The 26,461-nt window shown below is 72.9% G+C and carries 24 protein-coding genes, 2 tRNA genes and 1 pseudogene; 15 read left to right on the top strand and 12 right to left on the bottom strand.

What is annotated here, in order from left to right:
* Positions 1-66 precede the first annotated feature (66 nt).
* Both ACQYWQ_RS20275 and ACQYWQ_RS20270 read left to right on the top strand, forming a co-directional pair.
* A complete protein-coding gene (locus ACQYWQ_RS20275; protein ID WP_431036402.1) occupies positions 67-1,281 on the top strand; it encodes a hypothetical protein in 1,215 nt (404 codons plus the stop codon).
* Positions 1,278-2,630 (top strand): aldehyde dehydrogenase family protein, encoded by a 1,353-nt coding sequence (locus ACQYWQ_RS20270; protein ID WP_431036401.1) that lies wholly within the window; start codon positions 1,278-1,280, stop codon positions 2,628-2,630. Before ACQYWQ_RS20275 ends, ACQYWQ_RS20270 begins: the two co-directional genes overlap by 4 nt.
* 92 nt (positions 2,631-2,722) lie before the next feature.
* Here the strand turns inward: ACQYWQ_RS20270 and ACQYWQ_RS20265 are convergent, their stop codons facing one another.
* The 3 genes from ACQYWQ_RS20265 to ACQYWQ_RS20255 form a co-directional block, all read right to left on the bottom strand.
* The gene (locus tag ACQYWQ_RS20265) at positions 2,723-3,760 is read right to left on the bottom strand and encodes a hypothetical protein (RefSeq protein WP_431036400.1); all 1,038 of its coding nucleotides are present in this window, start codon (positions 3,758-3,760) and stop codon (positions 2,723-2,725) included.
* Positions 3,757-4,395 (bottom strand): hypothetical protein, encoded by a 639-nt coding sequence (locus tag ACQYWQ_RS20260; protein WP_431036399.1) that lies wholly within the window; start codon positions 4,393-4,395, stop codon positions 3,757-3,759. Before ACQYWQ_RS20260 ends, ACQYWQ_RS20265 begins: the two co-directional genes overlap by 4 nt.
* A gap of 341 nt (positions 4,396-4,736) precedes the next feature.
* Positions 4,737-5,171: an ATP-binding protein gene (locus tag ACQYWQ_RS20255; protein WP_431036398.1), complete on the bottom strand. Its 435-nt coding sequence runs from the start codon at positions 5,169-5,171 to the stop codon at positions 4,737-4,739.
* 95 nt (positions 5,172-5,266) lie between these two features.
* Between ACQYWQ_RS20255 and ACQYWQ_RS20250 the strand changes: the two genes are divergently transcribed.
* Together ACQYWQ_RS20250 and ACQYWQ_RS20245 are read left to right on the top strand one after the other, a co-directional pair.
* On the top strand, positions 5,267-6,082 hold the full coding sequence (locus ACQYWQ_RS20250) for a helix-turn-helix domain-containing protein (RefSeq protein WP_431036397.1): 816 nt from the start codon (positions 5,267-5,269) through the stop codon (positions 6,080-6,082).
* Positions 6,079-6,264 carry a DUF397 domain-containing protein gene (locus ACQYWQ_RS20245; RefSeq protein ID WP_431036396.1) on the top strand — a complete coding sequence of 62 codons (186 nt, stop codon included), beginning with the start codon at positions 6,079-6,081 and terminating at the stop codon, positions 6,262-6,264. The genes ACQYWQ_RS20250 and ACQYWQ_RS20245 overlap by 4 nt, the downstream gene beginning before the upstream one ends.
* A 140-nt stretch (positions 6,265-6,404) precedes the next feature.
* Here ACQYWQ_RS20245 and ACQYWQ_RS20240 read toward each other — a convergent pair whose 3' ends face one another.
* Together ACQYWQ_RS20240 and ACQYWQ_RS20235 are read right to left on the bottom strand one after the other, a co-directional pair.
* A complete protein-coding gene (locus ACQYWQ_RS20240; RefSeq protein WP_431036395.1) occupies positions 6,405-7,106 on the bottom strand; it encodes a hypothetical protein in 702 nt (233 codons plus the stop codon).
* Positions 7,107-7,110: 4 nt separating this feature from the next.
* Complete coding sequence (locus tag ACQYWQ_RS20235; protein WP_431036394.1) at positions 7,111-8,514, bottom strand: DHA2 family efflux MFS transporter permease subunit; 1,404 nt, start codon at positions 8,512-8,514, stop codon at positions 7,111-7,113.
* A 134-nt stretch (positions 8,515-8,648) separates the two neighbouring features.
* Between ACQYWQ_RS20235 and ACQYWQ_RS20230 the strand changes: the two genes are divergently transcribed.
* On the top strand, positions 8,649-9,350 hold the full coding sequence (locus ACQYWQ_RS20230) for a TetR/AcrR family transcriptional regulator (RefSeq protein ID WP_431036392.1): 702 nt from the start codon (positions 8,649-8,651) through the stop codon (positions 9,348-9,350).
* 179 nt (positions 9,351-9,529) lie between these two features.
* The gene (locus tag ACQYWQ_RS20225) at positions 9,530-10,276 is read left to right on the top strand and encodes a dienelactone hydrolase family protein (RefSeq protein WP_431036391.1); all 747 of its coding nucleotides are present in this window, start codon (positions 9,530-9,532) and stop codon (positions 10,274-10,276) included.
* A 44-nt stretch (positions 10,277-10,320) separates the two neighbouring features.
* On the opposite strand, the gene ACQYWQ_RS20220 is transcribed toward ACQYWQ_RS20225, so the two are convergent.
* From ACQYWQ_RS20220 to ACQYWQ_RS20210, 3 genes are all read right to left on the bottom strand, one after another.
* Positions 10,321-10,794: a carboxymuconolactone decarboxylase family protein gene (locus ACQYWQ_RS20220; RefSeq protein ID WP_431036389.1), complete on the bottom strand. Its 474-nt coding sequence runs from the start codon at positions 10,792-10,794 to the stop codon at positions 10,321-10,323.
* Between the two features lie 233 nt (positions 10,795-11,027).
* Entirely contained in the window at positions 11,028-12,122 is a 1,095-nt protein-coding gene (locus ACQYWQ_RS20215) for an LLM class flavin-dependent oxidoreductase (protein ID WP_431036387.1), read from the bottom strand.
* A 111-nt stretch (positions 12,123-12,233) separates the two neighbouring features.
* Complete coding sequence (locus ACQYWQ_RS20210; RefSeq protein ID WP_431036385.1) at positions 12,234-12,947, bottom strand: maleate cis-trans isomerase family protein; 714 nt, start codon at positions 12,945-12,947, stop codon at positions 12,234-12,236.
* Between the two features lie 380 nt (positions 12,948-13,327).
* Here ACQYWQ_RS20210 and ehuB point away from each other — a divergent pair, with 380 nt between their 5' ends.
* From ehuB to ACQYWQ_RS20180, 6 genes are all read left to right on the top strand, one after another.
* A complete protein-coding gene (gene ehuB / locus ACQYWQ_RS20205) occupies positions 13,328-14,230 on the top strand; it encodes an ectoine/hydroxyectoine ABC transporter substrate-binding protein EhuB (protein ID WP_431036383.1) in 903 nt (300 codons plus the stop codon).
* Positions 14,231-14,320: 90 nt separating this feature from the next.
* Entirely contained in the window at positions 14,321-15,055 is a 735-nt protein-coding gene (ehuC, locus tag ACQYWQ_RS20200; protein ID WP_431036381.1) for an ectoine/hydroxyectoine ABC transporter permease subunit EhuC, read from the top strand.
* Positions 15,052-15,693, top strand: coding sequence for an ectoine/hydroxyectoine ABC transporter permease subunit EhuD (ehuD, locus tag ACQYWQ_RS20195; RefSeq protein ID WP_431036379.1), 642 nt, complete (start codon positions 15,052-15,054; stop codon positions 15,691-15,693). The genes ehuC and ehuD overlap by 4 nt, the downstream gene beginning before the upstream one ends.
* Positions 15,683-16,576, top strand: coding sequence for an ectoine/hydroxyectoine ABC transporter ATP-binding protein EhuA (ehuA, locus tag ACQYWQ_RS20190; RefSeq protein WP_431036377.1), 894 nt, complete (start codon positions 15,683-15,685; stop codon positions 16,574-16,576). The genes ehuD and ehuA overlap by 11 nt, the downstream gene beginning before the upstream one ends.
* A 277-nt stretch (positions 16,577-16,853) precedes the next feature.
* Positions 16,854-17,576, top strand: a complete 723-nt coding sequence (locus ACQYWQ_RS20185) for an IclR family transcriptional regulator (RefSeq protein WP_431039267.1) — start codon at positions 16,854-16,856, stop codon at positions 17,574-17,576.
* Between the two features lie 61 nt (positions 17,577-17,637).
* Positions 17,638-17,711: transfer RNA gene (locus tag ACQYWQ_RS20180), tRNA-Lys, on the top strand.
* Positions 17,712-17,800: 89 nt separating this feature from the next.
* Here the strand turns inward: ACQYWQ_RS20180 and ACQYWQ_RS20175 are convergent.
* Both ACQYWQ_RS20175 and ACQYWQ_RS20170 read right to left on the bottom strand, forming a co-directional pair.
* Complete coding sequence (locus ACQYWQ_RS20175; protein ID WP_431036375.1) at positions 17,801-18,562, bottom strand: hypothetical protein; 762 nt, start codon at positions 18,560-18,562, stop codon at positions 17,801-17,803.
* 2 nt (positions 18,563-18,564) lie between these two features.
* A pseudogene (locus tag ACQYWQ_RS20170) lies at positions 18,565-19,314 on the bottom strand (peptidoglycan-binding protein); the annotation flags it as partial.
* A gap of 829 nt (positions 19,315-20,143) precedes the next feature.
* On the opposite strand from ACQYWQ_RS20170, the gene ACQYWQ_RS20165 reads away from it, so the two are divergent.
* The 3 genes from ACQYWQ_RS20165 (at position 20,144) to ACQYWQ_RS20155 (ending at position 24,658) form a co-directional block, all read left to right on the top strand.
* Positions 20,144-20,217: transfer RNA gene (locus tag ACQYWQ_RS20165), tRNA-Lys, on the top strand.
* A 557-nt stretch (positions 20,218-20,774) separates the two neighbouring features.
* Positions 20,775-22,724: a glycosyltransferase family 2 protein gene (locus ACQYWQ_RS20160; RefSeq protein WP_431036373.1), complete on the top strand. Its 1,950-nt coding sequence runs from the start codon at positions 20,775-20,777 to the stop codon at positions 22,722-22,724.
* On the top strand, positions 22,721-24,658 hold the full coding sequence (locus ACQYWQ_RS20155; protein WP_431036371.1) for a galactose oxidase-like domain-containing protein: 1,938 nt from the start codon (positions 22,721-22,723) through the stop codon (positions 24,656-24,658). Before ACQYWQ_RS20160 ends, ACQYWQ_RS20155 begins: the two co-directional genes overlap by 4 nt.
* A gap of 60 nt (positions 24,659-24,718) precedes the next feature.
* On the opposite strand, the gene ACQYWQ_RS20150 is transcribed toward ACQYWQ_RS20155, so the two are convergent.
* Positions 24,719-25,750, bottom strand: coding sequence for a glycoside hydrolase family 6 protein (locus ACQYWQ_RS20150; RefSeq protein ID WP_431036369.1), 1,032 nt, complete (start codon positions 25,748-25,750; stop codon positions 24,719-24,721).
* Between the two features lie 145 nt (positions 25,751-25,895).
* Entirely contained in the window at positions 25,896-26,300 is a 405-nt protein-coding gene (locus tag ACQYWQ_RS20145; RefSeq protein ID WP_431036367.1) for a hypothetical protein, read from the bottom strand.
* Positions 26,301-26,461 lie beyond the last annotated feature (161 nt).

The following is a 26,461-nucleotide window of genomic DNA, read 5'->3' as shown; positions in this document are numbered from 1 at the left end:
CGAGAGCCGGGCGCACAGGCCCAGGAAGGCCCCGGCACGGAGGGCCCGCGCCCGGGTGATCCCGGCATGGGCGGCCCCGCTCCGGGTGCCCCCGGCACGGACGGCCCCGTCCTGCCCCCGCGCACCGCACCCGCGAGCCTCTCGGGCCACGCGTATCCCTGGGACGTCCTCGGCGATCCGGGCTTCCCCGCCCGCGTCCGCGCCGCCGGTCTCACCTCGGTGACGCTCGCGGCGACCTACCACTCCACCCGTGCGGCGACCCCGCACCACCCCGCGCGCCGCCTCGTCGACGCCGCGCACTCCGCGCTCTACCGCCCCTCGCCCGACCCCGGTGCGCCCCGCTGGGCGGGGACCCGCCTGCGCCCCGCCGCACCCTCGTGGACCGGGGACGACCCCGACCCCTTCCGCACCGCTGCCGACCTTCTGCGCGCGGAAGGTATCGCGGTGACGGCGTGGCTCGTGCTCGGCCACGACACGCGGCTGGGCAGCGCGCACCCGGATCTCACCGTCGTCAACTGCTTCGGCGAGCACTACCGTTACGCGCTCTGCCCCTCGCACGCCGAGGTCCGCGCGTACGCGGCCGCGCTCACCGCCGAGGCCCTGGCCGGCGTCCGCGTGGACGGCGTCTCGCTCGAAGGCTGCGGGCAGCTCGGCGTCGTCCACGCGGGCGTCCACGAGAAGACGGAAGGCGCCTGGACGGCGGACGAGGCCCGCTGGCTCTCGGTGTGCTGCTGCGCGGCCTGCGCCACCTCCTGGTCGGCGCGCGGCCTCAACCCGGGCGCGGTGCGCGAGGCCCTGCGCACGGCGGTACGTGCGGGGCTCCCCCTCTCCGACGACCTCGCCCGGGCCCTCCTGGCCGTGCGCCACGAGGCCACCGACGCCCTGCGGAGCGGGGTCCTCGCCGCCGTACGCGCCCAGGCGCCGACCGCGCCGGTGACGCTGCACGCGCACCCCGATCCGTGGGCGACGGGGCCCTCGCCGGGGCTCACCCCGCACGCGGCCGCCGAGGTCGACGCGCTCCTCGTCCCCGTGTGGCCGGTGGGCGAGGCGAGCGAGCGGGCGATCGCCGCGGCGCAGGGCTGCGGCACTCCCGTACAGGCGTACGTGACGGCGCTCCCGCCCGTACGGGCCGAGGAAGTACCCGCGCACGCGCGGCGCTTGCGGGCCGCCGGAGCGAGCGGGCTCGGGCTCTACCACCTGGGGCTGGCCCCCGCCGCGCGCCTGGGGGTCCTGGGAACAATCGTGCGCGAGTGGCAGCAGACGGAAGGAACGAAGACATGACGGACACGCATTCCGTTGCGGAGGCGGCTCGCGGGGCGGGGGCGGCCGCGGAGGGCTTCGGCGCGCTCGCGCCCGCGGCGCGCCGCGAACTGCTCGACGCCTGCGCGGCCGCGCTGGAGGCGGCGACGGAGGAGATCGTCGCCCTGGCGGCCCGGGAGAGCGGCCTCGCCCCGGACGCCCTGCGCGGTGAAATGGCACGCACGACGGGCCAGTTGCGCTTGCTCGGCGCGCACGTGGCCGCGGGGCGGCACGCCCCTGAGCAGGTCTCGGCCGGTGTGGCGGCCGGGGGAGCCGACGTCCGTACGGTGCGGGTCGCCGTGGGCCCGGTCGCGGTGTTCGCGGCGTCCAACTTTCCGCTCGCGTTCGGGGTCGCCGGGGGCGACACGGCGGCCGCGCTCGCCGCGGGCTGCCCGGTCGTGGTGAAGGCGCATCCGGCGCAGCCCGAGACGGGCAGGGCGGTGGCGCGGGTGCTCGGCGGGGTGCTCCCCGAGGGAGTGTTCGCGCTGGTGGAGGGCGGTGCGGACGTCTCGCTCGCCCTCGTACGGGCCCCCGAGATCCGTGCCGTGGGCTTCACGGGCTCCCTCACCGGGGGCCGCGCCCTCATGGACGCGGCGGCCGCCCGCCCCGAGCCGATCCCTGTCTACGCCGAAATGGGCTCCCTCAACCCGGTGTTCGTCCTTCCGGACGCGGCCGCCGACGAGGAGTGGGCGACGGCGCTCGCGGGCTCGGTGACCCGCGCGATGGGGCAGTTGTGCACGAAGCCGGGGCTCGTGATCCTTCCGGAGACGGCGGAAGGTGAGAAGCTGGCGCGGCGGCTGGCCGAAGCGGTGGCCGCCGCCCCGAGCCACCGCATGCTGACCGAGCCGATGGCGCGCGCCCACGAGGCGTGGGGCGCGGCGGCTCGCGCCCTGCCGGACGCGAGCGTCACCGCCTCGTCCGGCACCCCGGGCCCCTTCGCCGTGCGCGTCCCGGCCGCCCGCCTCGACGGCCCGCTCCTCGACGAGCACTTCGGCCCCGCCGTCGTCCTCGCGTCGGCCCCCGTGGCCTCGTACGCCGCGCTGGCCCGTACCCTCCCGGGCAGCCTGACGGCGACGCTCATCGGCACCCCGGCGGACGAGTCCGTGGCGGCCCCGCTCCTGCGCGCCGTGGCGCTGCGCGCGGGCCGCGTCGTGTGGAACGGCGTCCCGACAGGCGTCGCGGTCTGCGAGGCGATGGTCCACGGCGGTCCCTGGCCGGCGACCTCGGCCCCCTGGTCCACGAGCGTGGGCACGGCGGCCGTCGACAGGTTCACGCGGCCCGTCGCCTTGCAGGGGGTGCCGGAGGGGCTGCTCGGCGGATTCGCCGGATAGCCGGAGGCGGGACAGGACGGGGGCCGTCGGCGGTGAGCCGCCGGCCCCCGGCGTTCCGCGCCCGGGGCGCGACGGTCGCCCGGCCGCTCTCCTCAGCGGTTGACGGACTGCACCTCGCGCACCACCACGTCCTGCTCCGCGCCGAACGTCCCGTCGGGCAGCGGCTGTTCGCCGTTGACGCCTGTTCCCGTCCAGTGCACCTTCCACGTCACGGTGGCACGCAGCGGGAAGCTCCCGTCGCGCGAGGAGCGCAGGTAGGTGACGCCGCACGGCGGCGTGCGCTGCGCCTTGCCCGGCGCGTACGGCTCCCCGATGGAGCCGTCGTCGCGGATCGGGCAGGTGCCGGACGCGGGCAGCGTACGGGCGTCCGCCGTGCCCGGCTCGATACGAAGCGACACGGGCTCGGCGGTCGTCGTCGCCTCGATCCCGAGCGCGTCGACCCGCGCCGTCACGGAGACGTCCTTGAACGTGGCCTTGTCCAGCCACACCCAGGTCGGAAGGTTCACCTTGGAATCCCCGGCGGGGGCCAACTCCACCTCCGTGCCGGGAACCCGGATCTCCCCGTACGCCAACTGGGCGAGGATTTCAGGGGTGATGGCCTGCGGAATGTTCGCGGGCGGCGGATCGCCCTTGTCCACCCAGAAGATCTCCTCCTCGCACGCGAGCGAGGCCGGGTCGCCCTCGGCCCCCGGCGTCACGTACGAGTCCCACCAGAAGCCCTTGCCCGCCTTGTCCTTGTTGAAGTCCTTGTACGGCTCGCCGTCCTCGTACTTCTTCTTCTGGCTGAGGTCCCACTCATGCCCGGTCGACTCGGCCTGCCAGATCGGGACAAGGGTGTCCTCCAGCTGCTGAGGCGTGTACTTGGGCGCGTAGTAGCAGGGCGGGGGCGTCCAGTTCCCTGCGGCGGTGAGCGGCGCGACCTTGTTGCCGCCGCCCCCACCCCCGGACCGCGTGTACGAGATCCCGGCGGCCCCCGCCGTGAGCGTGTCCCCGTCCCGGCCACCGGTGGCCCCGGGGGGCGATTCGCCGTCGTCGTCGCCGAAGCCCTTCTTCGCGTACGCCTGCCCCCCGGCGGCGAGGGTCAGCACGAGCGACGCGGCCAGTACGAGCGCGGCGCGCTTTCTCCTCATGGCCTGCACTGCGCCGCGCCCCTTGTCGACAGCAGGCGTTCGGTCACCCACACGCCTTCGGTGTTCCTCGTCAGCGAACTGGAATAGAGGACATAGCTGTCCGGTCCCGCCTCCGACACGTCGACCTTCCCCGTTTCGAGAAACTTGTTGTACGCCTTGCTCTGGTCCTCGCAATACACCAGGCGGGCCTTCCCCGGCCCCTTGTCGACCTCGATCTTGGCGTTGTAGATGCGGGTCAGTCCGGTCGTACGGGCTTTGTGGTCCACGAACGACTGGATGTACTTCTGGCTGTCGGCGGCGGCGACGCCCTCGGAGTAGAACCGGTACGCCGCGTGGAGCGGGTCCTGCTCCGCGATCGCCATCTCCACCGCCTTGACGCGCTGTTCGGCGTCGCCCAGCACTTCGTCCTTGAGTTTGTCCCCTGTGTGCCAGTCGAAGGAGAACTTCACGTCGGCGGGCAGCTTGATCTCCGGCCGTCGCACGGCCGACTGCGACGGGGTCGCCGAGGGCGAGGGGGCCGGGCGGGCCGTCTCCTGGTCCGCGCCCGCCACCGCCTTGTCGTCCTTGCCTCCCCCGCCGTCACTGCCGCAGGCGACAAGACCGGCCCCGCAGACGAGAGCGGTCAGGACATACACGACCGAACGGCACTTCACAGGTCAACCCCCGTAACGGCAAAGGCTCAGAGCACGACCAACGTACCGAGACAGACACACGGGACACCAGGCCCGCCCCCGCACCCACCCCCATCCGGCCCCCGCATCTCCTGACATGTCCACGATTCCCCCCGCACTCCACCCCGGGTCGTCACGGCGCGGCTCCCGAAGCGTCCACCGGCTCCGTGGTCACGCACCAGGGCCGCCCCCGCCGCGCCGCAAGCCGGATCATCGCGGCCCGCCCGTCACGCACCGCACCCGGCACGGCCCCCCGTCCGTACGTCCCTCGCGGGGCGACGCGGTACGGGTACCCGCGCCCCCGCTCACTCCGCGCACGCCGCGTCGAACTCGCACCACACCCGCTTGCCCGCCGCCCGCTCCCGCGTCTCGGCGTCCCACCGGTCCGCGAGCGCCCCCACGAGCCACAGCCCGCGCCCGCCCTCGGCCTCCGGCCCGGGCAGCTCCGCCGCCCCCAGCGGCAACCTTCCGTCACCGTCGAGGACTTCGATCCGCAACGGCCCGCCCTCCCACACCACGCACCGCACCCACACCTCCCGCCCGGCCGGCGCCCTGCCGTGCACGACGGCGTTGGCGACCAGCTCCCCCACGCACAGCTCGGCGGCCTCGGTCACCTCGTCCCGCACCTTCCACACAGCGGCCTGCTCCCGGAACGAGGCCCGCGCGCGGGAGGGCGTGCGCCGGGAGCGCGGAAAGCGGAACTCAATCTCCCCCGAGGGGAGGGAACGTACGTGATTCATGTCTCACAGCGTGCAGCACTTCCCTTACGGTGCGTAGTGGCATCCCGCGTACACGAACCGCTGTACCCGGGCAGTGACCGGAAGCGAGTGGAGCGATGAAGCAGGCGAGCGCGACCGTGCCGATGGCCTGGCGGTACGCGGGGGACCAGGTGCGCCTTTGGCGGGACGGGGCGAGGGTCAGCAGAGACGCCCTCGCCACGGAGGCCGGGTACAGCGTCGACTACGTGAAGTCGATGGAATACGGACGCCGGAAACCGACAACCCACCTCTTGCAGGTTGCCGACCAGATGTGCGGCGCTCACGGAAAGCTGCTCGCGGCGACGCAATTCCTGGCGCCGGAGAAATACCCCGCGCGGTCCGCCCAGTACATGGCCGCCGAAGCGGAGGCCGTGGCGGTCTTCTGGTATGAAGTCCTGCTGATTCCAGGCTTGTTGCAACACGAGTCCTACGTGCGCGCGCTCATGGCGGAGAACTGTCCGCCGCTGGAGGACACGGAAATCGAGTCACGAGTCCGGGCCCGCCTGGACCGGCAGGAGGCGATGAAGAGCCGCCGAGCGACTATCTACACCTTCGTCATTCACGAAGGTGCGCTGCGCTCGGGAATCGGCGGGCCCGATGTGATGCGCAGGCAGTTGGAGCACCTGCTGGTCCTCGCGGACCTTCCCCATGTCTCGATCCAGGTCGTCCCCCACGGGCGCGGCAACGGTATCGTCCTGGGCGGCCCCTTCGTGCTGCTCGACAATCCGGATCACACGCGCTACGCGTACATCGAGGGCCAGAGCACCAGCGTGCTGCACAGTGATGCCGACGCGGCACTCCCCCTGGTGCTCAAGCAGACGGTGATCAACCGCCATACACTCAGTGCGACGCAAACGGCCTCATACCTTGGAAAGGTGGCCTCAGAGCGATGACTCGCGGGCTGACGTGGATCAAGTCCAGCTACAGCGACTCCGAGGGCGGCGCCTGCCTCGAAATGGCCCGCACCCCCCGCACCATCCACATCCGCGACTCCAAGACCCCCACCACCCCCCACCTCCGCCTCACCCCCACCGCCTGGACCCGTTTCCTCTCCTCGGCGGCGGACCCGCGCTGACGCGTCCGCCCTCGCCGCGCTCCGGGTGCGGTACGGGGCCGGTGGCGGTGGGCAGGCCGGTCACCCACCCGGCGTGCGCACGGAGTGCCCCCGTACCGCCGGGTTTCCGCGCACCGCGCCGCCACCCCGTGCCCCTCCCGTCACAGCCCCCGCTTCCCCTCCGCCCAGTACGCCCGCACCGTGCACGCCCCCCGGTCGAGGCCCGCCGCGAGGAGGGTCCGCCTCGCACGCTGGACCGTGCCCGCGTGGCCCAGCAGTACCGCCCCGTCCACTTCCGTGAACGCGCCCTCACGCAGCTCCCGTTCGAGTCGGCGCAGCAGCTCGGCGCCCGGGTCGGGGGCCGCCGCGAGGACGTGGAAGGCGGGGCGTGTCTCCGCCACCCATGCCGCCGCCCGTGCCGGTACCTCCACCACCACGGTCGGCGAACTCCCGCCGCCCGCAAGGGCGTCCAGCGTGCCGAGGGCCGAGGCGTCGCCCGTGTACAGGCGCCGCGCCCCGCGCTCGCGCAAGGGGCGGTGGCGGCCCGCAAGGACCGTCGTACGGTCACCGGGGCGCAACCGGCGCAGGAAATCCGTACCGGGGCCGTCGGCCGCCGTCGCGGCGAGCAGCCCGATGCGGCGCGCGTCGGGGCCGCTCACGCTCCGTACCGTGTAGCGGCGGCCCTGCGTGGGTGTCACGCGGAACTGGACCTCGTGGCCCGGGTGCCAGCCACCGGGCGGCGCTTCCGCGTCCATCTCGACCTCCAGGAAGCCGGGCGCGGGTGCGCGGACGGACGTGACGCGGGCGCTACGGCCGATGCGGCCTTCGACGAGCCTGCCGAGCGCGGCGGGAGCGGTGGGCACGCGATCACTTCCTCGGGGCGGACGGGACGAGGCAGGCGAGCAGCAACGGCAGCGCGCTGAGCCCGAGCACCCACCGGAAGGTCCCGGAGAACGCCGCCGCCGTGGAGCCCGCGCCGTTGAGCAGGTGTTGCAGGACGACGGCGACGACCGCGACACCGAAGGGCGCGCCGACACGTTGCACGACGCTGAACGCCGCGCTGCCCCCCGCCGTTTCCCCGGGGCCCAGGCTGGCGAGGGCGAGCGTCATCACGGGGAAGGTCGTCGCGGCGAAGCCGATCCCCTGCGCGAACTGCCCCGCGAGGAGGAGCGCCGTGTCGCCGTGCGCGCCCGCGAGCGCGAAGGGCGCGGTGCCGAGCATCGTCAGCGCCGCGCCCGCGCCGATCACGAGCCGGCTGTCGACGCGCGCGGCAAGCGGGCGCAGGCCGACGACGAAGAACATCGTGCCGAGGCCCTGCGGGAGGAGCAGGAGGCCCGTGCGGAGGACCGAATCGCCGTGTACGCGCTGGTAGTAGAGGGGCAGCAGGAAGGAGAGCGCGTACGTCGAGAAACCGGCGGCGAAGGTGATGACGCTGCCGAGCCCGAAGCCGCGCCGCGCGAAGACGCGTACGTCGATGAGCGCGGAGCGGCGGGCGCGCAGCGCGTACGCGACGAAGCCGGCCAGGAGCAACACGCCGAGCGCGAGCGGGAGTCCGGCGCGCGCGCCGCCGCCGGGCAGTTCGGCGACCCCGTACGCGACGGCGACGACGCCGGGGGTCAGCAGGAGGAAACCGCGTACGTCGAAGCGTTCGCCGCGCCGCCCCCGGCTCGCGGGCAGCAGGAGCCGCCCGAGTACGAGCGCGGCCAGGCAGACGGGGACGTTGACGAGGAAGAGCCACCGCCAGCTCAGCGCTTGCGTGAGCGCGCCCCCCGCCACCGAGCCGAGCAGCGGGCCGAGCAGTCCGGGCAGCGCGACGGCCGCCGTGGCTTTGCCGACGCGATCGGGGCCGGCAAGGCGCGTGGCGAGGGCGAGGGTGAGGGGCATGACCATGCCGCCGCCGAGGCCCTGGAGCACCCGGCAGGCGACGAGCGCGGGCAGCGAGCCCGCGAGCCCGCACAGGAGCGAGCCGACGAGGAAGGCGGCGACGGCGCACAGCCACGCGGTGCGCGCGCCCACCCGCTCGGCGAGCCAGCCGCTCACCGGGATGACGGCGACGTACGCGAGCAGATAGGCGGTCGCGATCCACTGCGTCCCGGCGACCGAGGTGCCGAAGACGGCGCGGAGGTGGTCGAGGGCGATGTTGACGATCGTCGTGTCGAGCAGCGTCGTGAAGACACCGAGGGCGAGGACGAGGCAGAGCAGGGTCAGACGGCGGTCGGTGACGAGGGCCGGTGGTGGCGCGGAAGGCGCGGCGGCGGTGGTCGTATCCATAACGAAAACACTACACCGTGCAGTGCAGTTCTGGACGCGGATCGCGCCGCTGGCTGTACTGCACGGTGTAGAGTGACCGAGAAGACTGGGCCGGACACAGTGCGTGCACGGGCGGAGACAAGGGGACGACGAGAGTGGTGAAGGCGGCGGAGACGACGGCGCACGCGCCCGAGAAGACGGCACAGGCGGCAGCCGACGCACCGAAGAAGGCGGTGCGCGCGGGGTCCTCGCCCAAGCGGGCCGCGATCCTCGCGGCCGCACGCGAGTTGTTCGTACGGCAGGGCGTGGACCGGGTCAGCATGGACGCCCTCGCCACCCGCGCGGGCGTGTCAAAAAGGACTGTGTACGACTACTTCGGCGACAAGCGCTCGCTGTTCCTCGCGATCCTCGCCGACGCCTCGGCCTCCCTCCACGACACGATGAGCGGGGCGCTCGACCGTCACCTCCCCGCCGACGCGCCTCCCGCCACGCTGCGGCACCTCGAAGACGCGCTCACCGCGCTGGCCGTCGAACTGGGCACCTCCGTCGTCGGCTCGGCCGACTTCGCCACGGCCTTCGGGCTCGTCGCCCAGGAACGCCTGCGCAACCCCGCGACCGAGGACGACCTCACCACGGCGGCCGCCGAGGAACTCCTCGCGGAACGCGTGGCGCGCTACACCGAGGCGGGCCTCCTGGAGACGGACGATCCGCGCGTGGCCGCCACCCACTTCTACGCGCTGACGGTCCTGCTCGCCTACGAGCGCCAGCCCGTCCCCTCGCAGTCCGACCCGGAGCAGGTCCGCGCGATCATGACCCAGGGCGCGCACGCCTTCATCCGGGCGTACGGGGTTCGTTAGGGGATTTCCGCTGGGCGGCACGCCGGTCGCGTGTTGACGTCGGCGCCGCCGTGCGTCAGCCGCTGCCCGAGGAGGTGAGTCCGATCAACGCTGTGTCCGTAGTGACGGAAGCCGGGACTCCCTCGTCGCCCCCGCATGGCCGAGGGAGCGCCCGCACAAGCCTGTGAGGACGGCTTGCCATGCGTTTCACCTCTTCCGCGACGCCCCGTGAGGGCGTACGCGAACAGTTCTTCTCCCTCGGCGAGGTTCCCGGGGTGCTGTGGACCCCGCAGGAGGCCGAAGGGCCCCGGCCGCTCGTCCTCTTCGGGCACGGGGGCGGTCAGCACAAAACGACCGCGCGTGTACGGGAGGTGGGGATGCGGCTCGTCCGCGAGGCCGGGTACGCGGCGGTGTGCGCCGACGTGCCCGGGCACGGGGACAGGCCCGTCGATCCCGCGAACGACGACCTCGCCCGCGCCGATCAGCGACGCGTCGCCGCAGGCGCCGAACTCGCGCCGCTCGTCGCCGCGTTCCAGGCGACGGTGGCGCGGCGGACCGTGCCCGAGTGGCGGTCCGTGCTCGACGCGGTACGCCAACTCCCGTACGTGGGCGAGCGGCCCGTCGGCTACTGGGGCGTCTCGCTCGGCTGCGGTCTCGGCGTTCCCTTCGTCGCGGCCGAACCCCGCGTGCGGCCCGCCGTACTGGGCCTCGGCGGCGCGGCGGTCAACACGGCCGAAGCCGGGCGCGTCTCCGTACCGGTGCGCTTTCTCCTGCGGTGGGACGACGAGCGCGTGCCGAGGGGCGACAGCCTCGCGCTCTTCGACGCCTTCGGCTCCGCCGACAAGAGCCTGCACGCGCGGCCCGGCACGCACTCCACGCCGCCGGACGCACCCGAACGCGACGGCGACGTACGGTTCCTGACCCGCCACCTCGGCGCGGCCGCCTGACGGCGGGAGTGGGGCCCGACCCCCGTACGGGCCCCCCGCCCCGCTCAGCCGAACTGCCCCGGCTGGTAGTCGCCCGCCGGCTGGCGCGTGATGACGTTGAGGCGGTTGTAGGCGTTGATGATCGCGATGAGGGCGACGAGTCCGCTGATCTGCTGCTCGTCGTAGTGCTTCGCGGCCTCGGCCCACACCTCGTCGGGAACGCCACCCGCACCGTCGGCGATACGGGTGCCCTCCTCGGCGAGCGCGAGCGCCGCGCGCTCCGCCTCCGTGAAGACGGTCGCCTCGCGCCACACCGCGACGAGGTTGAGGCGCAGCTGCGTCTCCCCGGCGGCCAGTGCGTCCTTCGTGTGCATGTCGGTGCAGAAGCCGCAGCCGTTGATCTGGCTGGCCCGGATCTTCACCAGCTCTACCGTGGCGGCGGGCAGCCCGCTCCCGTCGATGACGGGCCCCGTCCTGGCGAGCAGCCCCACGACCTTCCCGGCCACCGCGTTGCCGAACACATCGAGTCGCGCGTCCATGCCGTACTCCCTGATTCCTCGTGCGTATCGCGTTCTCACCCCTATGACCGGACGGCGACCGGAAGTGTGACAGCGGGCAGCGGGGGCGGGAAGGAGGTGGCCCGAGCGGGGCAGGGCAGGGCGGTGGGGAGCGGAGCGGGGTGAAGCGGGGCGGAGCGGGCGGGGGTGAACGCCGCGTGACGCTCGCCCGCCGGGCTCCCCGGTCCCCGCCGGGCTCCTCGGTCCCCGCCCGCCTACTCGCCCCCGCCGAAGCCGTACGCCTGCGCGATCAGCTCGTAGGAGCGGCGGCGTTCCTCGCCGCCGTGCGCGTTCGCCGTGATCATCAGTTCGTCGGCGCCCGTGCGCTTCTGGAGGTCGTTGAGGCCCTCGCGGACCGCGTCCCGGGTGCCGTGGATGATGTTCGCGAGCCAGCCGTTGACGAACTCCTCCTCCATCGGCGACCACTCGTACGCCTCCGCCTCCTCGGGGGTCGGGACGAGGCCGGGGCGGTTCGTGCGCAGGCGGAGCATGCTCAGGGCGCCCGTCATGACCTGGCGGCGTGCCTCGCGCTCGTCGTCCGCGGCGAGCGCGGCGACGCCGATCAGCGCGTACGGCTCGTCGAGCACGGCCGAGGGGCGGAAGTTCTCGCGGTAGAGGTCGAGCGCCGGGATCGTGTTCTGCGCGGCGAAGTGGTGCGCGAAGGCGAAGGGCAGGCCGAGCATCGCGGCGAGCTGCGCGCTGAAGCCCGAGGAGCCGAGGAGCCACAGCGGCGGGCGGTGCGGGGACTGCACGCCGCCCGCCGAGGTGGCCTGGACGGGACCGGGGACCGCGTGGATACGGCGGTAGGGGTGGCCGTCGGGGAAGTCGTCGTCGAGGAACCGGGCCAGCTCGGCGACCTGCGCGGGGAAGTCGTCCGCGCCCTCGCCCGGGCGTTCGGTGCGGCGCAGCGCCTGCGCCGTCGCGCCGTCGGTGCCCGGGGCGCGCCCGAGGCCGAGGTCGACGCGCCCGGGGGCGAGCGCCTCCAGCGTGCCGAACTGCTCCGCGATGACGAGCGGCGCGTGGTTGGGCAGCATGACGCCGCCCGAGCCGAGGCGGATGCGCTCGGTGTGGGCGGCGAGGTGGGAGAGGATCACGGCCGGTGAGGAGGAGGCGATGCCGGGCATCGAGTGGTGCTCGGCGACCCAGTAGCGGTGGTAGCCGAGCCGCTCGGCGGTCTTCGCGATCTCGACGCCGGTCGCGAGCGCCTCGCTCGCGGTGTGCCCGGCACCGACGGTGACCAGGTCGAGTACGGAGAGCGGTACGGGAGCGCTTCCCTGCGCTGTGCCTCGGATCTCGTCCACGTCGTCCACCGGTCATGCCTCCAGGTCGTGCGGGTGCTGCGGGTACTCCGGCGCACAACAGGAGGGGTCCGCCGGTTATTCCCGCAGGGGCCGGCGGCGGAGCCCGCCGCGGCCGCCCGCTCACCCCACGACGGGCGGCTGCACGGTGAAGAGCGTCCCGAGCGCCGGTTCCCGCACCCGCCGCTCCGCGAGCCGCAGCGCCTCCCACACGCTCACCTGGTTCGCGGTGAGGACGGGCCGGCCCGCGGCGACCTCCAGTTGCGGGATGTGCGCGGCGGTGCGCAGCGCCGTGCAGGCGAGCAGGACGCCGTCCACGCCGGGCTCGGCGGCGTCCCGTACGAGCTTCGCCTGCGCGTCCGCGTCCCAGGCGGCGGCCTCGGCGGGGCTCGCGGGGCCGCCGGCGACGGCCCGTACGACCTCGAAACCCGCGGCCCGCACATAGTCGGCGAGCGTCTCGGTCTGCGCCTCGCCGTAGGGCGTCGCGAGGGACACGCGCCGCATGCCGAGTTCGCTCGCCGCGTTGACGAAACCGGCCGCGGTGCCCGACGCCGGGGCGCCCGCGTCCTTCGCGAGCCGGTCGGCCTGCCGCAGGGCCTCGTCGGGCCCGCCGCTCGCGCTGCCGAGCGTCGAGGCCCAGACGACGGCCTCGGCGCCCGAGAGCCGCAGCTCCTCCGCCGCCTCCCCGGCGAGCACCTCGCCCGGCCAGCCCGCCTCGCCGCCGCGCGCGGGCACGTGCACGAGCGGCAGGCGGATGTCGCTCGCGAGCATCTGCTCGATGCGCGGGTAGTCGTCCTCCGCCGCGTGGCCGGGATAGAGAAAGCCGAGTGCCGTCACGTCACTGCTCCCTTGCTACGGGTACGGATGCGGGTACGGGGAGCGATACGGACGCGGGTACGGGGACCTGCCCCGCGCCCTGCGCCGCGCCGCGCGCCCTGCCTGTGTGCGTCTGCCCGCTCACCGCCCGCCACACCTGCCCGTACCGGACTTTTCCGGCCTTGCCTCCAGAGTCGCGCGGACGGGAGCGGCCCGCACGGCGAGGACACGGCGAGAGATAGGTCCGCAAATCTCCCTTGTATGACAACAGGAAGGTCACCCTCAGGCCACCATCGCATCACAGCCGCCGGGGCATCCGCATAACTTCGGCCGCTCGGGAAGGCGACCCCCTCGTATCCATGCGCTGTATCCATGCGCTGTACGACGCGGAGGTAACACACATGGCCGAGTTCCCCCATCTCTCCCGCCGGGGCTTCCTGACCCGTACGGCGGCGGTCGGAGGCGCCCTGACGGTGTCCGGTTTCCTCGCCGCGTGCAGCAAGACCGACTCGGGCGGCTCAGGGGGCGAGTCGGGCCTCGCCAAGCTCAAGAAGCAGGGGTACGTGAAGGTCGCGTACGCCAACGAGGCGCCGTACGGGTACAAGGAGGACGGCAAGCTCAAGGGCGAGGCCCCGACGCTGCACGCCGAGATCTTCAAGGCCCTCGGTGTGCCCGAACTGCGGCCCACCTTCACGGAGTTCGACGGGCTGATCCCCGGGCTCCAGGCCGGTAAGTACGACGTGATCAGCGCGGGCATGGCGATCACCCCCGAGCGCTGCGAGAACGCCCTGTTCTCCGAGCCCGAGTTCATCTCGCCGACCGCGATGCTCGTCAAGAAGGGCAACCCGAAGAAGCTCACCGACCTCGCTTCGGCGAAGGAGTCCGGGGCGACGCTCGGCGTCATGTCCGGTGCGGTGGAGAAGAGTTACGTGGAGGGCGCGGGCATATCCGGCGGCAAGATCAAGTCGCTCCAGAAGCAGCAGGACGGCGCCGACGCGGTCAAGTCGGGCCGCGTGGACGCCTTCGTGCTCACCGGGATCTCGCTGCGCTGGCTCGTCAAGAACAACCCGGAGCTGGAGGTCGTCGCCCCCTTCGTGCCCGAACTCGACGGCAAGAAGCAGTACTCGCCGGGTGGCGCGGTCTTCCGCAAGGGCAGCGAGGAGCTGCGCGACGCCTTCAACAAGGAGCTGAAGAAGATCACTTCGAACGAGGCCGAGTTCGTGCGGCTGCTCAAGCCCTACGGCTTCGGCGCGAGCGAGGTGCCTCCGGCGAACCTGCGGACGGCGACCCTGTGCAAGGCGTGAGCTACCCCGTACCGGCGCACGCCGCCCCCGTACCGACCCCGCGCACCGGCCACGGACGGCGGCGCGCGGCCCGGACAAAGGCCCTGATTCATGGGTGACTTCTTCTCCCTCTTCTTCGACAGCCTCGACGACGTCGGCTCCGGGCTGTGGGTGACCGTGCAGGCGACCGTGCTCGGCGCGCTCGTCGCCTTCGTGCTCTCCTTCGTCTTCGGCTTCATGGCGAACAGCAAGTACCTCCTCGTACGCGGGATTTCGCGGGTCATCGTGGAGTTCTTCCGGGGGACCTCGCTGTACGTGCAGGTCTTCTGGCTCTTCTACGCGCTGCCGCTGATCACCGGCTACGAACTCAATCCGCTCTTCTGCGGCGTCGTCGCCTTCGGCATCAACTACGGGGCGTACGGCTCCGAGGTGGTGCGCGGGGCGCTCAATGCCGTGCCGCGCGCGCAGTTCGAGGCGGCCGTGGCGCTCAACTTCTCGCCCGCGCAGCGGATGCGGAAGGTGATCCTGCCGCAGGCCTGGGTGCAGATGATCCCCTCGTTCACCTCGCTGCTCATCATGCTGCTCAAGGCGACGCCGCTGCTGTGGCTCATCACGGCCGTGGACATCACGGCGGTCGTGCAGCAGATGCGTGACCGCACGGGTGCGACGGCACCCGCGTACCTCACGCTTCTCGTCATCTACTTCGTCCTCGCCTACCTGCTCACGCTCGGCATGAACGCCCTGGAGCGGGCGGCGAAGAAGCGGCTCGGGCAGCACGAGGGCGCGCGCGGTGTCCTGCGCAGCCGCAGCGCGGAACCGGCTCTCGCGGGCGGAGGCGCGAAGTGAATTACGAATGGAAATGGGACGCGGTCTCGGACTCGTTCCCGCTCCTGCTCGACGGTTTCTGGACGACACTGCTCGCCACCGTGCTCGGCTCGCTCGTCGCCGCCGTGCTCGGCCTTCTCGTCGCGATGGCGAGCCGGGGCCCCGGCTGGGTGCGGCTGCCCGTGAAGGCGGTCACCGAGTTCATCCGCTCGACACCGCTGCTCGTGCAGCTCGTCGGCGTGTACACCCTCTTCGGCTCGGTCGACCCGCTCACGCTCGGCATCATCGTGCTCGGCGTGCACTACGCCACGTACATGGGCGAGGCGTACCGCGCCGGGATCGACGCGGTGCCGAAGGGGCAGTGGGAGGCGGCCCGCGCGCTGTCGCTCTCGCCCGGACGCACGTGGGGCGCGGTCGTCCTGCCACAGGCGGTCCGCAACGTCCTCCCGGCGCTCGGCAACTACGCGATCGCCATGTTCAAGGAGACCCCGTACCTCGCCGTGATCACGGTGGGCGACATGGTCCTGAACGCCCGCGAGTACGGCTCCGACCACTTCGCGTACGCGGAGGTCTTCACCCTCGCGGGCCTGATCTTCCTGGTGGCGAGCTACCCGACGTCGCTGCTGATGAGAAAGCTGGAGAAACGCCTTGGCCACTGAACCGCAGCCGACCCCCGCGCAGCCGGCCGACGAACAGCCCGTACCCGCCGCGCGGCAGGAGGCGGGACCGCTCGACAAGACGCGTGACGTGGCCGTCGACGACGCGAAGCCCGGCAGCGCCGAGCTGATCCGTTTCGACAAGGTCGTCAAGCGCTTCGGCGACAACACCGTCCTCGACCACCTCGACTTCTCCGTGCGCAAGGGCGAGCACGTCACGCTCATCGGCCCTTCGGGTTCGGGCAAGACGACGATCCTGCGACTCCTGATGACCCTGGAGCAGGTGAGCGAGGGCGTGATCCGGGTCGGCGGGGAGCCGCTGAGCCACGAGCGCAAGGCGGACGGCTCGTTGAAGCCCGCCTCCGAGAAGTACCAGCGCCAGGCGCGCAAGAAGATCGGCATGGTCTTCCAGCAGTTCAACCTCTTCCCGAACATGAACGTGCTGCGGAACATCACCGAGGCGCCCGTCACGGCGCTCGGCGTCCCGAAGCCCGAGGCCGAGGCGCGCGCCCGTGAGCTGCTCGACCTCGTGGGGCTCGGCGACAAGGCCGACGCGCACCCGACGCAGCTGTCCGGCGGACAGCAGCAGCGCGTCGCCATCGCCCGCGCGCTCGCGATGAAGCCGGACATCCTGCTCCTGGACGAGGTCACGTCGGCCCTGGACCCGGAGCTGGTGGCGGGCGTGCTGGACGTCCTGCGCGACATCGCCCGTACGACCGACATCACGCTCCTGTGCGTGACCCACGAGATGAGCTTCGCGCGCGACATCTCCGACCGCGTCCTCATGTTCGACGCGGGCCGCATCGTCGAATCGGGGCCCCCGTCCCAGATCTTCGGCGAACCGAAGGAGGAGCGGACGCGGGAGTTCCTGCGCGCGGTGCTCTGAGCGTCCCCGGGTCCGTGCCGGGCCCCGCCGGGGAGGGGTCTCGCGGCTTCGGCCGCGGGACCCCTTCGCTGGCATATGCCGCAGCCATATCCCCAGGCCACGGCCGCCCCGGCCCCTGCGGCCGCCGGCCCTCAATCCCCCCAAGTACCACCCCCGCGCGCCCCCACCGCACTATCGTGACGGGAGTCGGGAATCGACCGGCCCACCACGCCGCCGCCAGGGGGACCCCGTGCCTTCGACCTCCGTACCGCCGCGCAGGACCCGCGCCCAGCAGTCCGTGCAGGACGCCCTGCGGGTACTCGAAGCGCTGTCGCGCCGTACGGGCGGGGCCCGCGTCCCCGAGCTGGCGGCGGATACCGGGCTCGACGCGGACCGGCTCGGCGCGCTCCTCGCGATGCTGTGCGGCCAGGGCTACGCGCGCCGCGCGGACGACGGCGGGTACGTGACGGGCGAGTCGCTCTCGCTGCTCGGCGGCTCCTCGCTCAACAGCGAGTTCGCGATCCGCAGCCACCTCCAGGGGCTCCTCGACCGCCTGCGCGACGAGGTGAACGCCGCCGTGTACGTGGGCCGCTACGTCGACGGCGAGATCACCGTCACGACCGTCGCCGACGCCCCCGAGACCCCGCGCGTCCACGAGTGGGTCGACTTCCGCTCCACCGGCCACGCGAGCGCGGTCGGCAAGGCGCTCCTGACACAGCTCGGCCCCGACGCACGCCGCGAGCACCTCTCGCGCCACCGCCCCGCCCGCTTCACCGCCCGCACGATCACCGATACGCGCGCCCTGTTCCGCAGGCTGGAGGCGCAGACGCCCGTCGTCCCCGTGCTCGATGTGCAGGAGTACGCGGTCGGCACGGTCTGCGCGGCCGTCCCGATGAGCACGGGACCCACGGTCGGCTGTCTCGCCGTCTCGCTGCCCGCCGCGCACGCCCACCGCCTCCACGCGGCCGCCGCCGCGCTGAGCAGGGGTTCGACCCCCGTCCTGCTCTCCCTGACGATCTGAGCAGCGGGCCCGGGGTGGTCGGGAGCACACGAAACCTTGGGTATGATTTCCGAGTCAGCAGGCGCCGCTAGCTCAGTTGGTTAGAGCAGCTGACTCTTAATCAGCGGGTCCGGGGTTCGAGTCCCTGGCGGCGCACCGACAGAGAAAGGCCCCCCGAGCGATCGGGGGGCCTTTCTCGTACCCTGCCGGGGCCTTCTTCGTACGCCGCCGGGGCCTTTCCGCGCCTAGGACTTGGCCGACAACGCCACCGTCAGCGCCCTGACCATCGCTCTGCGCTCCGACGGGTCCTCGCCCAGCAGTCCCCGTTCCGTGAGCCCCGTCACCGTCCGCTCCACCGCGTCCAGGACCGCCGCGTGCGGCGCGGGTTCGGTGCGCAGCGGGCGGACGGTGTGGACCGTGAGGCCCACGGTGGCGGCGTCGGCGGCGACACGTGCGGTGAGCGCCGTCTCGTCCCGCACCGCGCGGGCCGCGGCCTCCACCGCGTCGCGCAGGTACTCCGCCGCGTTCTCGACGGCGAAGGCCGCGCGGGCGGGCGCGGCGACCTGCCACACGACGAGCAGCTGGACCCGCTCGCCCCCGCCCACCGGGAAGGGACCGCCGCGCCAGTGCCGCAGCGTGAGGTCCACGGGGACGCGGCGCGGCAGCGGGTCGGCCCACACGAGCCCCGTGCGCCGCACCGTCCCCCGGTAGCGCCCGGCGAGCGTGAGCACGTGCGCCGTGCCGGGGCGTACGCGTTGCAGCCCGGCGCCCGCGTACACGGAGAGCAGCCCGCAGCCGAGCGCGAGCGCCGCCGCGGGCCGGGAGCCCGTCGCGGCGACCCGTGCGAGCGCGCCGAGCGCGACGGCGGCGGCGAGCGCGGCGACGAGGACCACACCCCACCCGGGGAGCGTGCGCGCGGGCCGCTCGGCGGGCACGGAGGGGCGGGGAGCGAGGGGGTGCGGGGCCGTGTCCTCGCGCGCCGCAGGAACCGCGGGTGTCGTCGTCATCGCACGTCCTTGCCCTTGCCGCCGACGAGGTACTCCCACGTGCGCGGGCCCGGGATGCCGTCGGCGCCCGCGCCGCGCCAGCCCTGCGCGCGCTGGAAGGCGGCGGTCGCACGGCGGTCGGCCTCGGTCCAGCGCGGGCCGGGGCCGACCTTGTAGGCGCCGCCCGCGCCGCGCGCGACGAGCAGCTCGCCGAGCCGGGTCACGTGCGGCCCGGCCCGGCCCGGCCCGAAGGCGGCGGCGCCGGGGAAGGCGCTCGACTCGGGGCCCGCGCCGCCGCTCGCGAGGTTCTTCGCGCGGTACGGCACGTAGCGCGAGGAGTTGGTCCAGTACGCGTACGGCGTGGTCCGGCCACGCGTGCGCGGCGGCGTCTGCTCGTACGCCATGTACTTCGTGTGCGCCGCGTCCGCCCAGCCGCCGAAGAGCGTGACGTGGGAGCCGTCCGCCGGGTTCTTCGCGTTGTGGAAGAGGAGCATGTCCCCGGGCTTCAGCTCGTCCTTCGTGATGCGCTCGCCGAAGGAGGCGAGGGAGCCGGTCCACTGGTTGGAGCGCAGGTCCCAGGCCATCGAGACGAAGCCGGAACAGTCCTGCCTGTACCCGTCCGAGTGGTATGCGCTCATGCTGTACGGGACCTTCGCGGCGAGCCAGGTACGGGCGCGGTCGATGATCTGCGCGCGCGTGACGGTGCCCGGCGCGGCCGCGCCCCCCTCGCCGCCCGTGTGCAGCGGCTCGGCGCTGCCCTGCGGGGTGCGGGGCCCTTCGGACGGGTCGTCGGGGTCGCCGTAGCCGCCGGGAAGACTGCTGGGACGACCGCCGCGAAGATCGCCGGGATGTTCGCCCTCCTGGGTGGCCGAGGGCTCGCGGGGCGCGGCGGCGGGGCGGGCGGGCGTGGCGGTACGGGGCGCCGCGGCCCGGTCGGCCGCGTCGGCGGCGGCTCCCGTGCCGGTCTCGCGCGGCGCCGCCGCGAAGCCCGCCTCGCGCCGCGCCCGCGCCTCGTCGGCGCCCGTCGCCCCGCGCCCGAGCGCCGGGGCACCCGCCGTGACCTCCCTCGTCCCCGCCGCCTCGCGCCGCGCCTCCGCCTCGTCGGGCCCGGTCGCCTCGCGCCGCACGGCGGGAGCTTGGGGCGCTCCCGGCCCGTACGCACCGGACGGTCCCTCGGGGGCGGTGGCGCCAGGTGGCTCCGGGGCAGCGAAGGCGGGGGGCGCGAAGGGGGCGGCTCCGAGCACGGAGGTCGCCGCGGCGGCGAGGGCGAGCACGGCCCGTACGCCGTACGCCCCCGTACGCCCGCGACGCCGCCGCGCGCCCGACGGGACGGCGGGGGCGCGCTCGGCGGCGCACCCGGGGCACGGGCAGGCAGCGCCCGGCTGGAACTCCTCGAAGACGGGACCGGCGATGAGATTCACGTCACACCCTCTGGGACAAATCAGCCGAAATCTGTACAGACATCAGTTTCCCAACGCCGGGGCGGGCCCGCATGTTGACGACCCGAATGCCGCATCACCCCCGGTCAGGGGCGTGCGGATGCGGGGCCGCCGTGGTTTGGGAGCACCCCTGGGGATCGGGTAAAGTTCTCGACGTCAGCAGGCGCCGCTAGCTCAGTTGGTTAGAGCAGCTGACTCTTAATCAGCGGGTCCGGGGTTCGAGTCCCTGGCGGCGCACCGACAGAGAAGGCCCCCCGAGCGATCGGGGGGCCTTTTTCGTATGGGCGCGCAGCGCCTTCGCCCGAGGAGCACCGGCGCGTCCGCACATCCCGCGCGCCTCCGCGCACGCGCCCACCCCCTCGCGCGCTCCCATCCCCCGCGTCCCGTGCCCCTCATACACCCGTTCGGACGGTCAACCGTTCAGTTGTACCGATTGGCGGATATGCACGGTAAACACATTGTTTCGCCCTTGCGATCATGGCCGGTGGCGTAGAACTCTTTTCGAGTCGTCGAGAGGGGGCGCCGGGCGGCGGGGGGTCGTGCCGGGAGGGGCATCGCGCAACCGGCGCGCCGGAAAAAGCATCATTTGTCGCGACGAACTTCGTGACGAACATGGCGAAGTTCATGACGAACGTCGTGACGAACACCGCCAGGGACGCGCGGCCCGGCACACCCACCCGGCCACCGCACCGGCGGTGACGACAGCACGCGCCCGCGACGGCCGGAGGGGGCCGCCGCGGGCGAGGGAGAACGAGACCACGCGGCCCGGCGGCCGCGTGCGGGGGGAATGACTCATGACGCCGACCGGTGACGATCCGGCGCGCACGACCCAGCTCAGAGTGGAGCAGACCAGGACCGGCACTTTCCGCCGGTTGCGCGGCAAACTGCCCCGCTACGACTACGAGCACTACAGCCGGCTCGCCGGACCGCTCACCGAACCCGATCCATCCCGCCCCTACCGCGTCCGCTACCGCAGCCTGATCGGCCAGGAGACGCACCGGGTGCGGGCCACGCTGCTGCTCTGCGCCGCGCCCGTGCTCTCGCTCGGCCTGCTCGTGTGGCTGCTCCAGCCCGCGCACTGGACGGAGCGCGACTACCCCGCGTACGACTTCCTGCCGGTGCTCGACGTGGTGATGCTCGTCGCGATCGGGCTCATCGAGTTGTTCCGCTGCCTCAACGTGCTCTCCAACGCGCACGCGACACTCGTCGCGCGCGACCCCGTGCCCGTCGTCCCCGAGACCGGGACGCGCGTCGCCTTCCTCACGTCCTTCGTGCCGGGCAAGGAGCCGCTGGAGATGGTGACGCGGACCCTTGAGGCCGCCGTCCGCATCCGGCACCGGGGCGTCCTGCACGTGTGGCTGCTCGACGAGGGCGACGACCCCGAGGTGCGCGCGGTGTGCGCGCGGCTCGGGGTGAAGCACTTCTCGCGCAAGGGCGTCGCGCGCTGGAACCAGCCCAGGGGCCCGCACCGCGCGAAGACCAAGCACGGCAACTACAACGCCTGGCTGGACGCGCACGGCGACGAGTACGACTACTTCGCCTCGGTCGACACCGACCACGTCCCGCTCCCCAACTACCTGGAGCGGATGCTCGGTTACTTCCGCGACCCGGACGTCGGCTTCGTCATCGGACCGCAGGTCTACGGCAACTACGACAGCTTCGTGACCAAGGCCGCCGAATCGCAGCAGTTCCTCTTCCACGCGCTCATCCAGCGCGCGGGCAACGCCTACGGCGCCCCCATGTTCGTCGGTACGTCCAACGCCGTACGGATCGCGGCGCTGCGCCAGATCGGCGGCCTGTACGACTCGATCACCGAGGACATGGCGACGGGCTTCGAGATGCACCGCGCCCGCAACCCGCGCACGGGCCGCAAGTGGAAGTCGGTCTACACCCCCGACGTGCTCGCGGTCGGCGAGGGCCCGGCCGCCTGGACGGACTTCTTCACGCAGCAACTCCGGTGGTCGCGCGGGACGTACGAGACGCTGCTCAAGCAGTTCTGGAAGGCGCCGTTCACGCTGCCGTTCGGGCGCTTCTTCAACTACACGATGATGGTCGTCTTCTACCCGATGTCCGCGCTCAACTGGATTCTGGCCGCGCTGAGTTGCGCGCTGTTCCTCGGGCTCGGGGCCTCCGGGGTCAACATCGACCCGTCCGTATGGCTCATGCTCTACGGCAACGCCTCCGCGCTCCAGATCGGGCTGTACATCTGGAACAGGCGGCACAACGTCTCGCCGCACGAGCCGGAGGGTTCCGGCGGGGTCGCCGGTATGGCGATGTCCGCCATGTCGGCACCGCTGTACGCGCGTTCGCTCATGGACGCGGCACTGCGCCGCAAGAGCCGCTTCGTCGTGACACCCAAGGGCGACTCGGCGAGCCCGGACACGCTCTTCGGGACCTTCCGCGTCCACCTCTTCTTCATCGCCGTCTTCGGCGGTTCCCTCGCGGCCTCCTTCGCACTCGGCCACCACCACCCGGCGATGATCGTCTGGGCCTCGCTCGCGCTGCTCATCACGGCGGCACCGATCCTGCTGTGGCGATGGTCGCTGCGGCACGAGGGGACGGCGGCAGGGCCCGTACGGGAGCCCGGGGCCGCCCCCGTACCCGTAGTGCCTCCGCCCGCGCCCGTGCCCCCGCAGGCGTCGGTGCCCGGGCAGCCCACGGGCTCGGCGCGCGATCCGCGGCCCTCGTGGGCCGCCGCGGACGACGACGGCGAGACCGTGCGGATCGGGGGGCGTGAGGCATGACGGACCGCGCCAGGCTGCGCCGGATGCGCCGGGTCGGGGTCGGGGCCGTCGTCGTGATCGCGATCGCGGGCATGAACGCACCGGCCATGTACCGCTTCGGCTCCGAGCGCTACCACCACTACAAGATCAACAGACCCGAGTACAAGGAGCGCAACGGGCACTGGGACATCCTGAACTTCCCGAAGGAGTACCGGCAGAACACGATCCACGCCGCACTCCTGCGCACCGGGAAGGTGCTGCTCATCGCCGGTTCGGGCAACAACCAGGACAACTTCGACGCGAAGAAGTACGACACGCGCATCTGGGACCCCGCGAGCAACACCATCAAGAAGGTCCCGACCCCCGACGACCTCTTCTGCACCGGGCACACCCAGCTCGCCAACGGCAACCTGCTCGTCGCGGGCGGCACGAAGCGCTACGAGAAGCTCAAGGGCGACGTGAAGAAGGCCGGGGGCCTCATGATCGTCCACAACGAGGACCCGGACGCGCCGAAGACGATCAAGGCCGGGACGAAGTTCACCGGCAAGGAGTCCGGCAAGACCTTCGTCGCGAAGGACCCCGCGGTCGTCGAGCGGGCCAAGAAGATCTTCGACAAGAAGACGGGGAAGTTCCTGCGCACCGAGCCCGGGCTCGACCGCATCTACGTCGAGGCCGAGAAGGAGGGCGCGAAGTACGAGACGGGCTCGCAGGACAACTACCGCGTCGAAGGGCTCACGGGCGCGGACCGCCACAACGTGTACGGGATCGCCGAGAAGCTCGCGCTCGACAAGAAGGACTTCCAGGGCATCGACGACGCCTTCGAGTTCGACCCGGTCGCCGAGAAGTACATCAAGGTCGACCCGATGCACGAGGCCCGCTGGTACCCGACCCTGACGACCCTCTCCGACGGGAAGGTCCTCTCCCTGTCCGGGCTCGACGACATCGGCCAGCTCGTCCCCGGCAAGAACGAGGTCTTCGACCCGAAGACCCGCACCTGGACGTACACGAAGAAGGAGCGGCAGTTCCCGACGTACCCGGCCGTCTTCCTCCTCCAGGACGGGCGGCTCTTCTACTCGGGCTCCAACGCGGGGTACGGGCCCGCCGACGAGGGCCGCGAGCCGGGCATCTGGGACCTGGAGTCGAACCGCTTCGACAAGCTCGCGGGCCTCAGCGACCCCGACCGCATGGAGACCTCGGGCACGGTCCTGCTGCCGCCCGCGCAGGACGAGAAGTACCTGGTCATCGGGGGCGGGGGTGTCGGCGAGTCCACGAAGTCGAGCAGCAGGACACGGCTCATCGACCTCAAGGACCCCACCCCCCGCTTCCACGACGGGCCTTCGCTGGAGAAGGGCACCCGCTACCCGCAGACCTCGGTCCTGCCCGATGACAGCGTGCTCGTCTCCGGCGGGTCCGAGGACTACCGGGGACGCGGCGACTCCAACATCCACCAGGCCCGCCTCTACGACACGAGGACCAACACCTTCCGCCGCGTCGCGGACCCCGAGGTGGGCCGCAACTACCACTCCGGCTCGCTGCTCCTGCCCGACGGGCGCGTGCTCTTCTTCGGCTCCGACTCGCTCTACGCGGACAAGGCGAACAGCAAGCCGGGCACCTTCGAGCAGCGCCTGGAGATCTACACGCCGCCGTACCTCTACCAGGGCGCGCGCCCGGGCCTCGGCAAGGGCCCGGCCGCCGTCGAGCGCGGTGGCACCGCCAGGTACCCGAGCAAGCACGCGGCCGCGATCCGCACCGCGCGCCTCATCCGCCCGAGCGCCTCCACGCACGTGACGGACGTCGACCAGCGCTCGGTGGCCCTCGACGTGAGGCGGAGCGCGGGCGGCATCGAGGTGACGATCCCGAAGAACCGGAACCTCGTGCCGAGCGGCTGGTACATGCTCTTCGTCACGGACGACCAGGGGACACCGAGCAAGGCCCAGTGGGTGGAAGTGAAGTAGCTACCCTGGGACGTGAGTTGGGGTGGGGTCCGGCGGGACCCCACCCCAGCTCGTCCGGTGTCAGCGCTCTTTCGCGAGCCCGAGCGCGTACTCCGCCCACCAGTCCCCCGCCTGGGGCCCGCCCTTGCACGTCCCGTCCGACTCGCCGGGCCGCTTCACCCACAGGTACGCGTCCACGAGCGGGTCGTCCGTCCTCGTCGTCGGCGGCTCACCGAGCGCCCGCCCCGGCGGATTGCACCACCGCTCGCCCGGATCGCCTTGCGTATAGGGCCCGTTGCCGTTGCGGCTCGTGTCGACGACGAAGTGCTTGCCGCCGACGAGACGGGACAGCTCCTTGCCGTAGGCGACGCTCCGCGCGGTCGTCTGGAAGTTGGAGACGTTGACGGCGAAGCCGTCGGCCGCCTCGATCCCGGCACGCTTGAGCGGTTCGGCGAGCGCTTCGGGGCGCTGCCAGCCCGGGTTGCCCGCGTCGAGGTAGACCGTGGTGTGCGGGAGCGCGCCGAGCTTCTCGATGGCGCCCTTGAGGAGGTCGTACCGCTCCTCGTGGAACTCCTGCGGTGTGCAGCCGTCCACGAGGTGGAGCAGGGCGTCCGGTTCGAGCACGACGGTCGCGGGCCCGTCGCCGATGCCTGCGGCGACCTTGTCGATCCAGGCGCGGTACGCGTTCCCGTCGGCCGCGCCGCCGCCCGAGTACTGGCCGCAGTCGCGGTGCGGGATGTTGTACAGGACGAGGAGGGCGGTACGGTCCGCCTGCGCGGCGGCCTCCGTGAAGCCGCGCGCCTCCTCCCCCGCGCCCTCCGGGGTGAGCCACTGCCCGACCGGCTCACGCGCGATGCGCTCCACGAGCCCGGCCTCGGTCTCCTTGCCGTCCGCGCGGTACCCGGCGAGCGCGGAGGCCGCCTTGCCGCGCGGGTTGACCCAGTACGGGTCCTGGCCCTTGGGGCGTTGCCCCACCGCCGTGTTCGTGTCGTGCGGCTTGGGGTCCTCTCCCCCCTTGTCGCCGCCGCCCGAGGAGCACCCCCCGAGCACGGCCGCTGCCACGAGCACGCCGACCGCGACTCCGCGCCATCCACGTGCGTCACTGCCGTACATCCACTCCCCCTAGGGTGTACCGGTGAGGCTTCAATCCTGACATAGCGGGACGCCCCGCCGGGATATCCGCCCCGATTCGCCCGGGAAGCGCGGGAGTTGGCCGGAACGAGCAGAAGCGCCCCCGGCCGTGCCGCCCCGGACGGCTTCAGCGGCGGCCGCGGCGCAGGACACCGAAGGCGACGACGAGTGCGGCGGTCGCCGCGAGGAGGAACCCCACGACGGCCTGTGCCGCGCTCGGGCCCGCCGCGCGTGCGGCGGGGACCGCTGCGGGCCGCTCGCCCGCGCGGCGCTCGGCGGGCTCGGGGGCGTGGGCCTGACGGGCGGCGCCCGGGGGCGGCGGGCCGTTCGTGTCGCGCGGCGGGCAGGAGCGCGAGGGGGACGGGGTGGGGAAGAACCCGGCGTCCGGGGTGCCAGGGCGGGCCAGGCACGCCTCGGCTCGCACCGCGGGCCGCTCCGGGGCGCCGCTCGCCGCCGACGCGGCCCCCTGCGGACCGAGTACGGCCGCCAGCAGCGCGGCCGTGACACAGAGCGTGACGCGTGACGAACCCATAGTGCACCTCCCTCACACAGAGGGTGCTGCCCCGGTGCCCGCTGCGCATCCGCTGCGCGCGTGGCGTTCCCCCGGCCGGGTGAAGGAACGTACGCGCGAAGGGTGAAGGAACCGGCGCGCGATTGCCGCGCAAGGTGAGCGGCCGGTCGCGGAACACCGCC

This window comes from Streptomyces sp. P6-2-1 (assembly GCF_050613165.1).
GTDB lineage: Bacteria > Actinomycetota > Actinomycetes > Streptomycetales > Streptomycetaceae > Streptomyces.
This window is presented reverse-complemented; position numbering and strand designations above follow the sequence as displayed.

Excerpts from the sequence above, each read along its gene's own strand:
- ACQYWQ_RS20270 (WP_431036401.1), top strand. The coding sequence starts at position 1,278 with ATGACGGACACGCATTCCGTTGCGGAGGCGGCTCGCGGGGCGGGGGCG.
- ACQYWQ_RS20225 (WP_431036391.1), top strand. The coding sequence starts at position 9,530 with ATGCGTTTCACCTCTTCCGCGACGCCCCGTGAGGGCGTACGCGAACAG.
- ACQYWQ_RS20155 (WP_431036371.1), top strand. The coding sequence starts at position 22,721 with ATGACGGACCGCGCCAGGCTGCGCCGGATGCGCCGGGTCGGGGTCGGG.
- ACQYWQ_RS20145 (WP_431036367.1), bottom strand. The coding sequence starts at position 26,300 with ATGGGTTCGTCACGCGTCACGCTCTGTGTCACGGCCGCGCTGCTGGCG.
- ACQYWQ_RS20150 (WP_431036369.1), bottom strand. The coding sequence starts at position 25,750 with ATGTACGGCAGTGACGCACGTGGATGGCGCGGAGTCGCGGTCGGCGTG.
- ehuC (WP_431036381.1), top strand. The coding sequence starts at position 14,321 with ATGGGTGACTTCTTCTCCCTCTTCTTCGACAGCCTCGACGACGTCGGC.
- ACQYWQ_RS20220 (WP_431036389.1), bottom strand. The coding sequence starts at position 10,794 with ATGGACGCGCGACTCGATGTGTTCGGCAACGCGGTGGCCGGGAAGGTC.
- ehuB (WP_431036383.1), top strand. The coding sequence starts at position 13,328 with ATGGCCGAGTTCCCCCATCTCTCCCGCCGGGGCTTCCTGACCCGTACG.
- ACQYWQ_RS20245 (WP_431036396.1), top strand. The coding sequence starts at position 6,079 with ATGACTCGCGGGCTGACGTGGATCAAGTCCAGCTACAGCGACTCCGAG.
- ACQYWQ_RS20250 (WP_431036397.1), top strand. The coding sequence starts at position 5,267 with ATGAAGCAGGCGAGCGCGACCGTGCCGATGGCCTGGCGGTACGCGGGG.
- ACQYWQ_RS20175 (WP_431036375.1), bottom strand. The coding sequence starts at position 18,562 with ATGACGACGACACCCGCGGTTCCTGCGGCGCGCGAGGACACGGCCCCG.
- ACQYWQ_RS20255 (WP_431036398.1), bottom strand. The coding sequence starts at position 5,171 with ATGAATCACGTACGTTCCCTCCCCTCGGGGGAGATTGAGTTCCGCTTT.
- ACQYWQ_RS20265 (WP_431036400.1), bottom strand. The coding sequence starts at position 3,760 with ATGAGGAGAAAGCGCGCCGCGCTCGTACTGGCCGCGTCGCTCGTGCTG.
- ACQYWQ_RS20275 (WP_431036402.1), top strand. The coding sequence starts at position 67 with ATGGGCGGCCCCGCTCCGGGTGCCCCCGGCACGGACGGCCCCGTCCTG.
- ACQYWQ_RS20235 (WP_431036394.1), bottom strand. The coding sequence starts at position 8,514 with ATGGATACGACCACCGCCGCCGCGCCTTCCGCGCCACCACCGGCCCTC.
- ACQYWQ_RS20160 (WP_431036373.1), top strand. The coding sequence starts at position 20,775 with ATGACGCCGACCGGTGACGATCCGGCGCGCACGACCCAGCTCAGAGTG.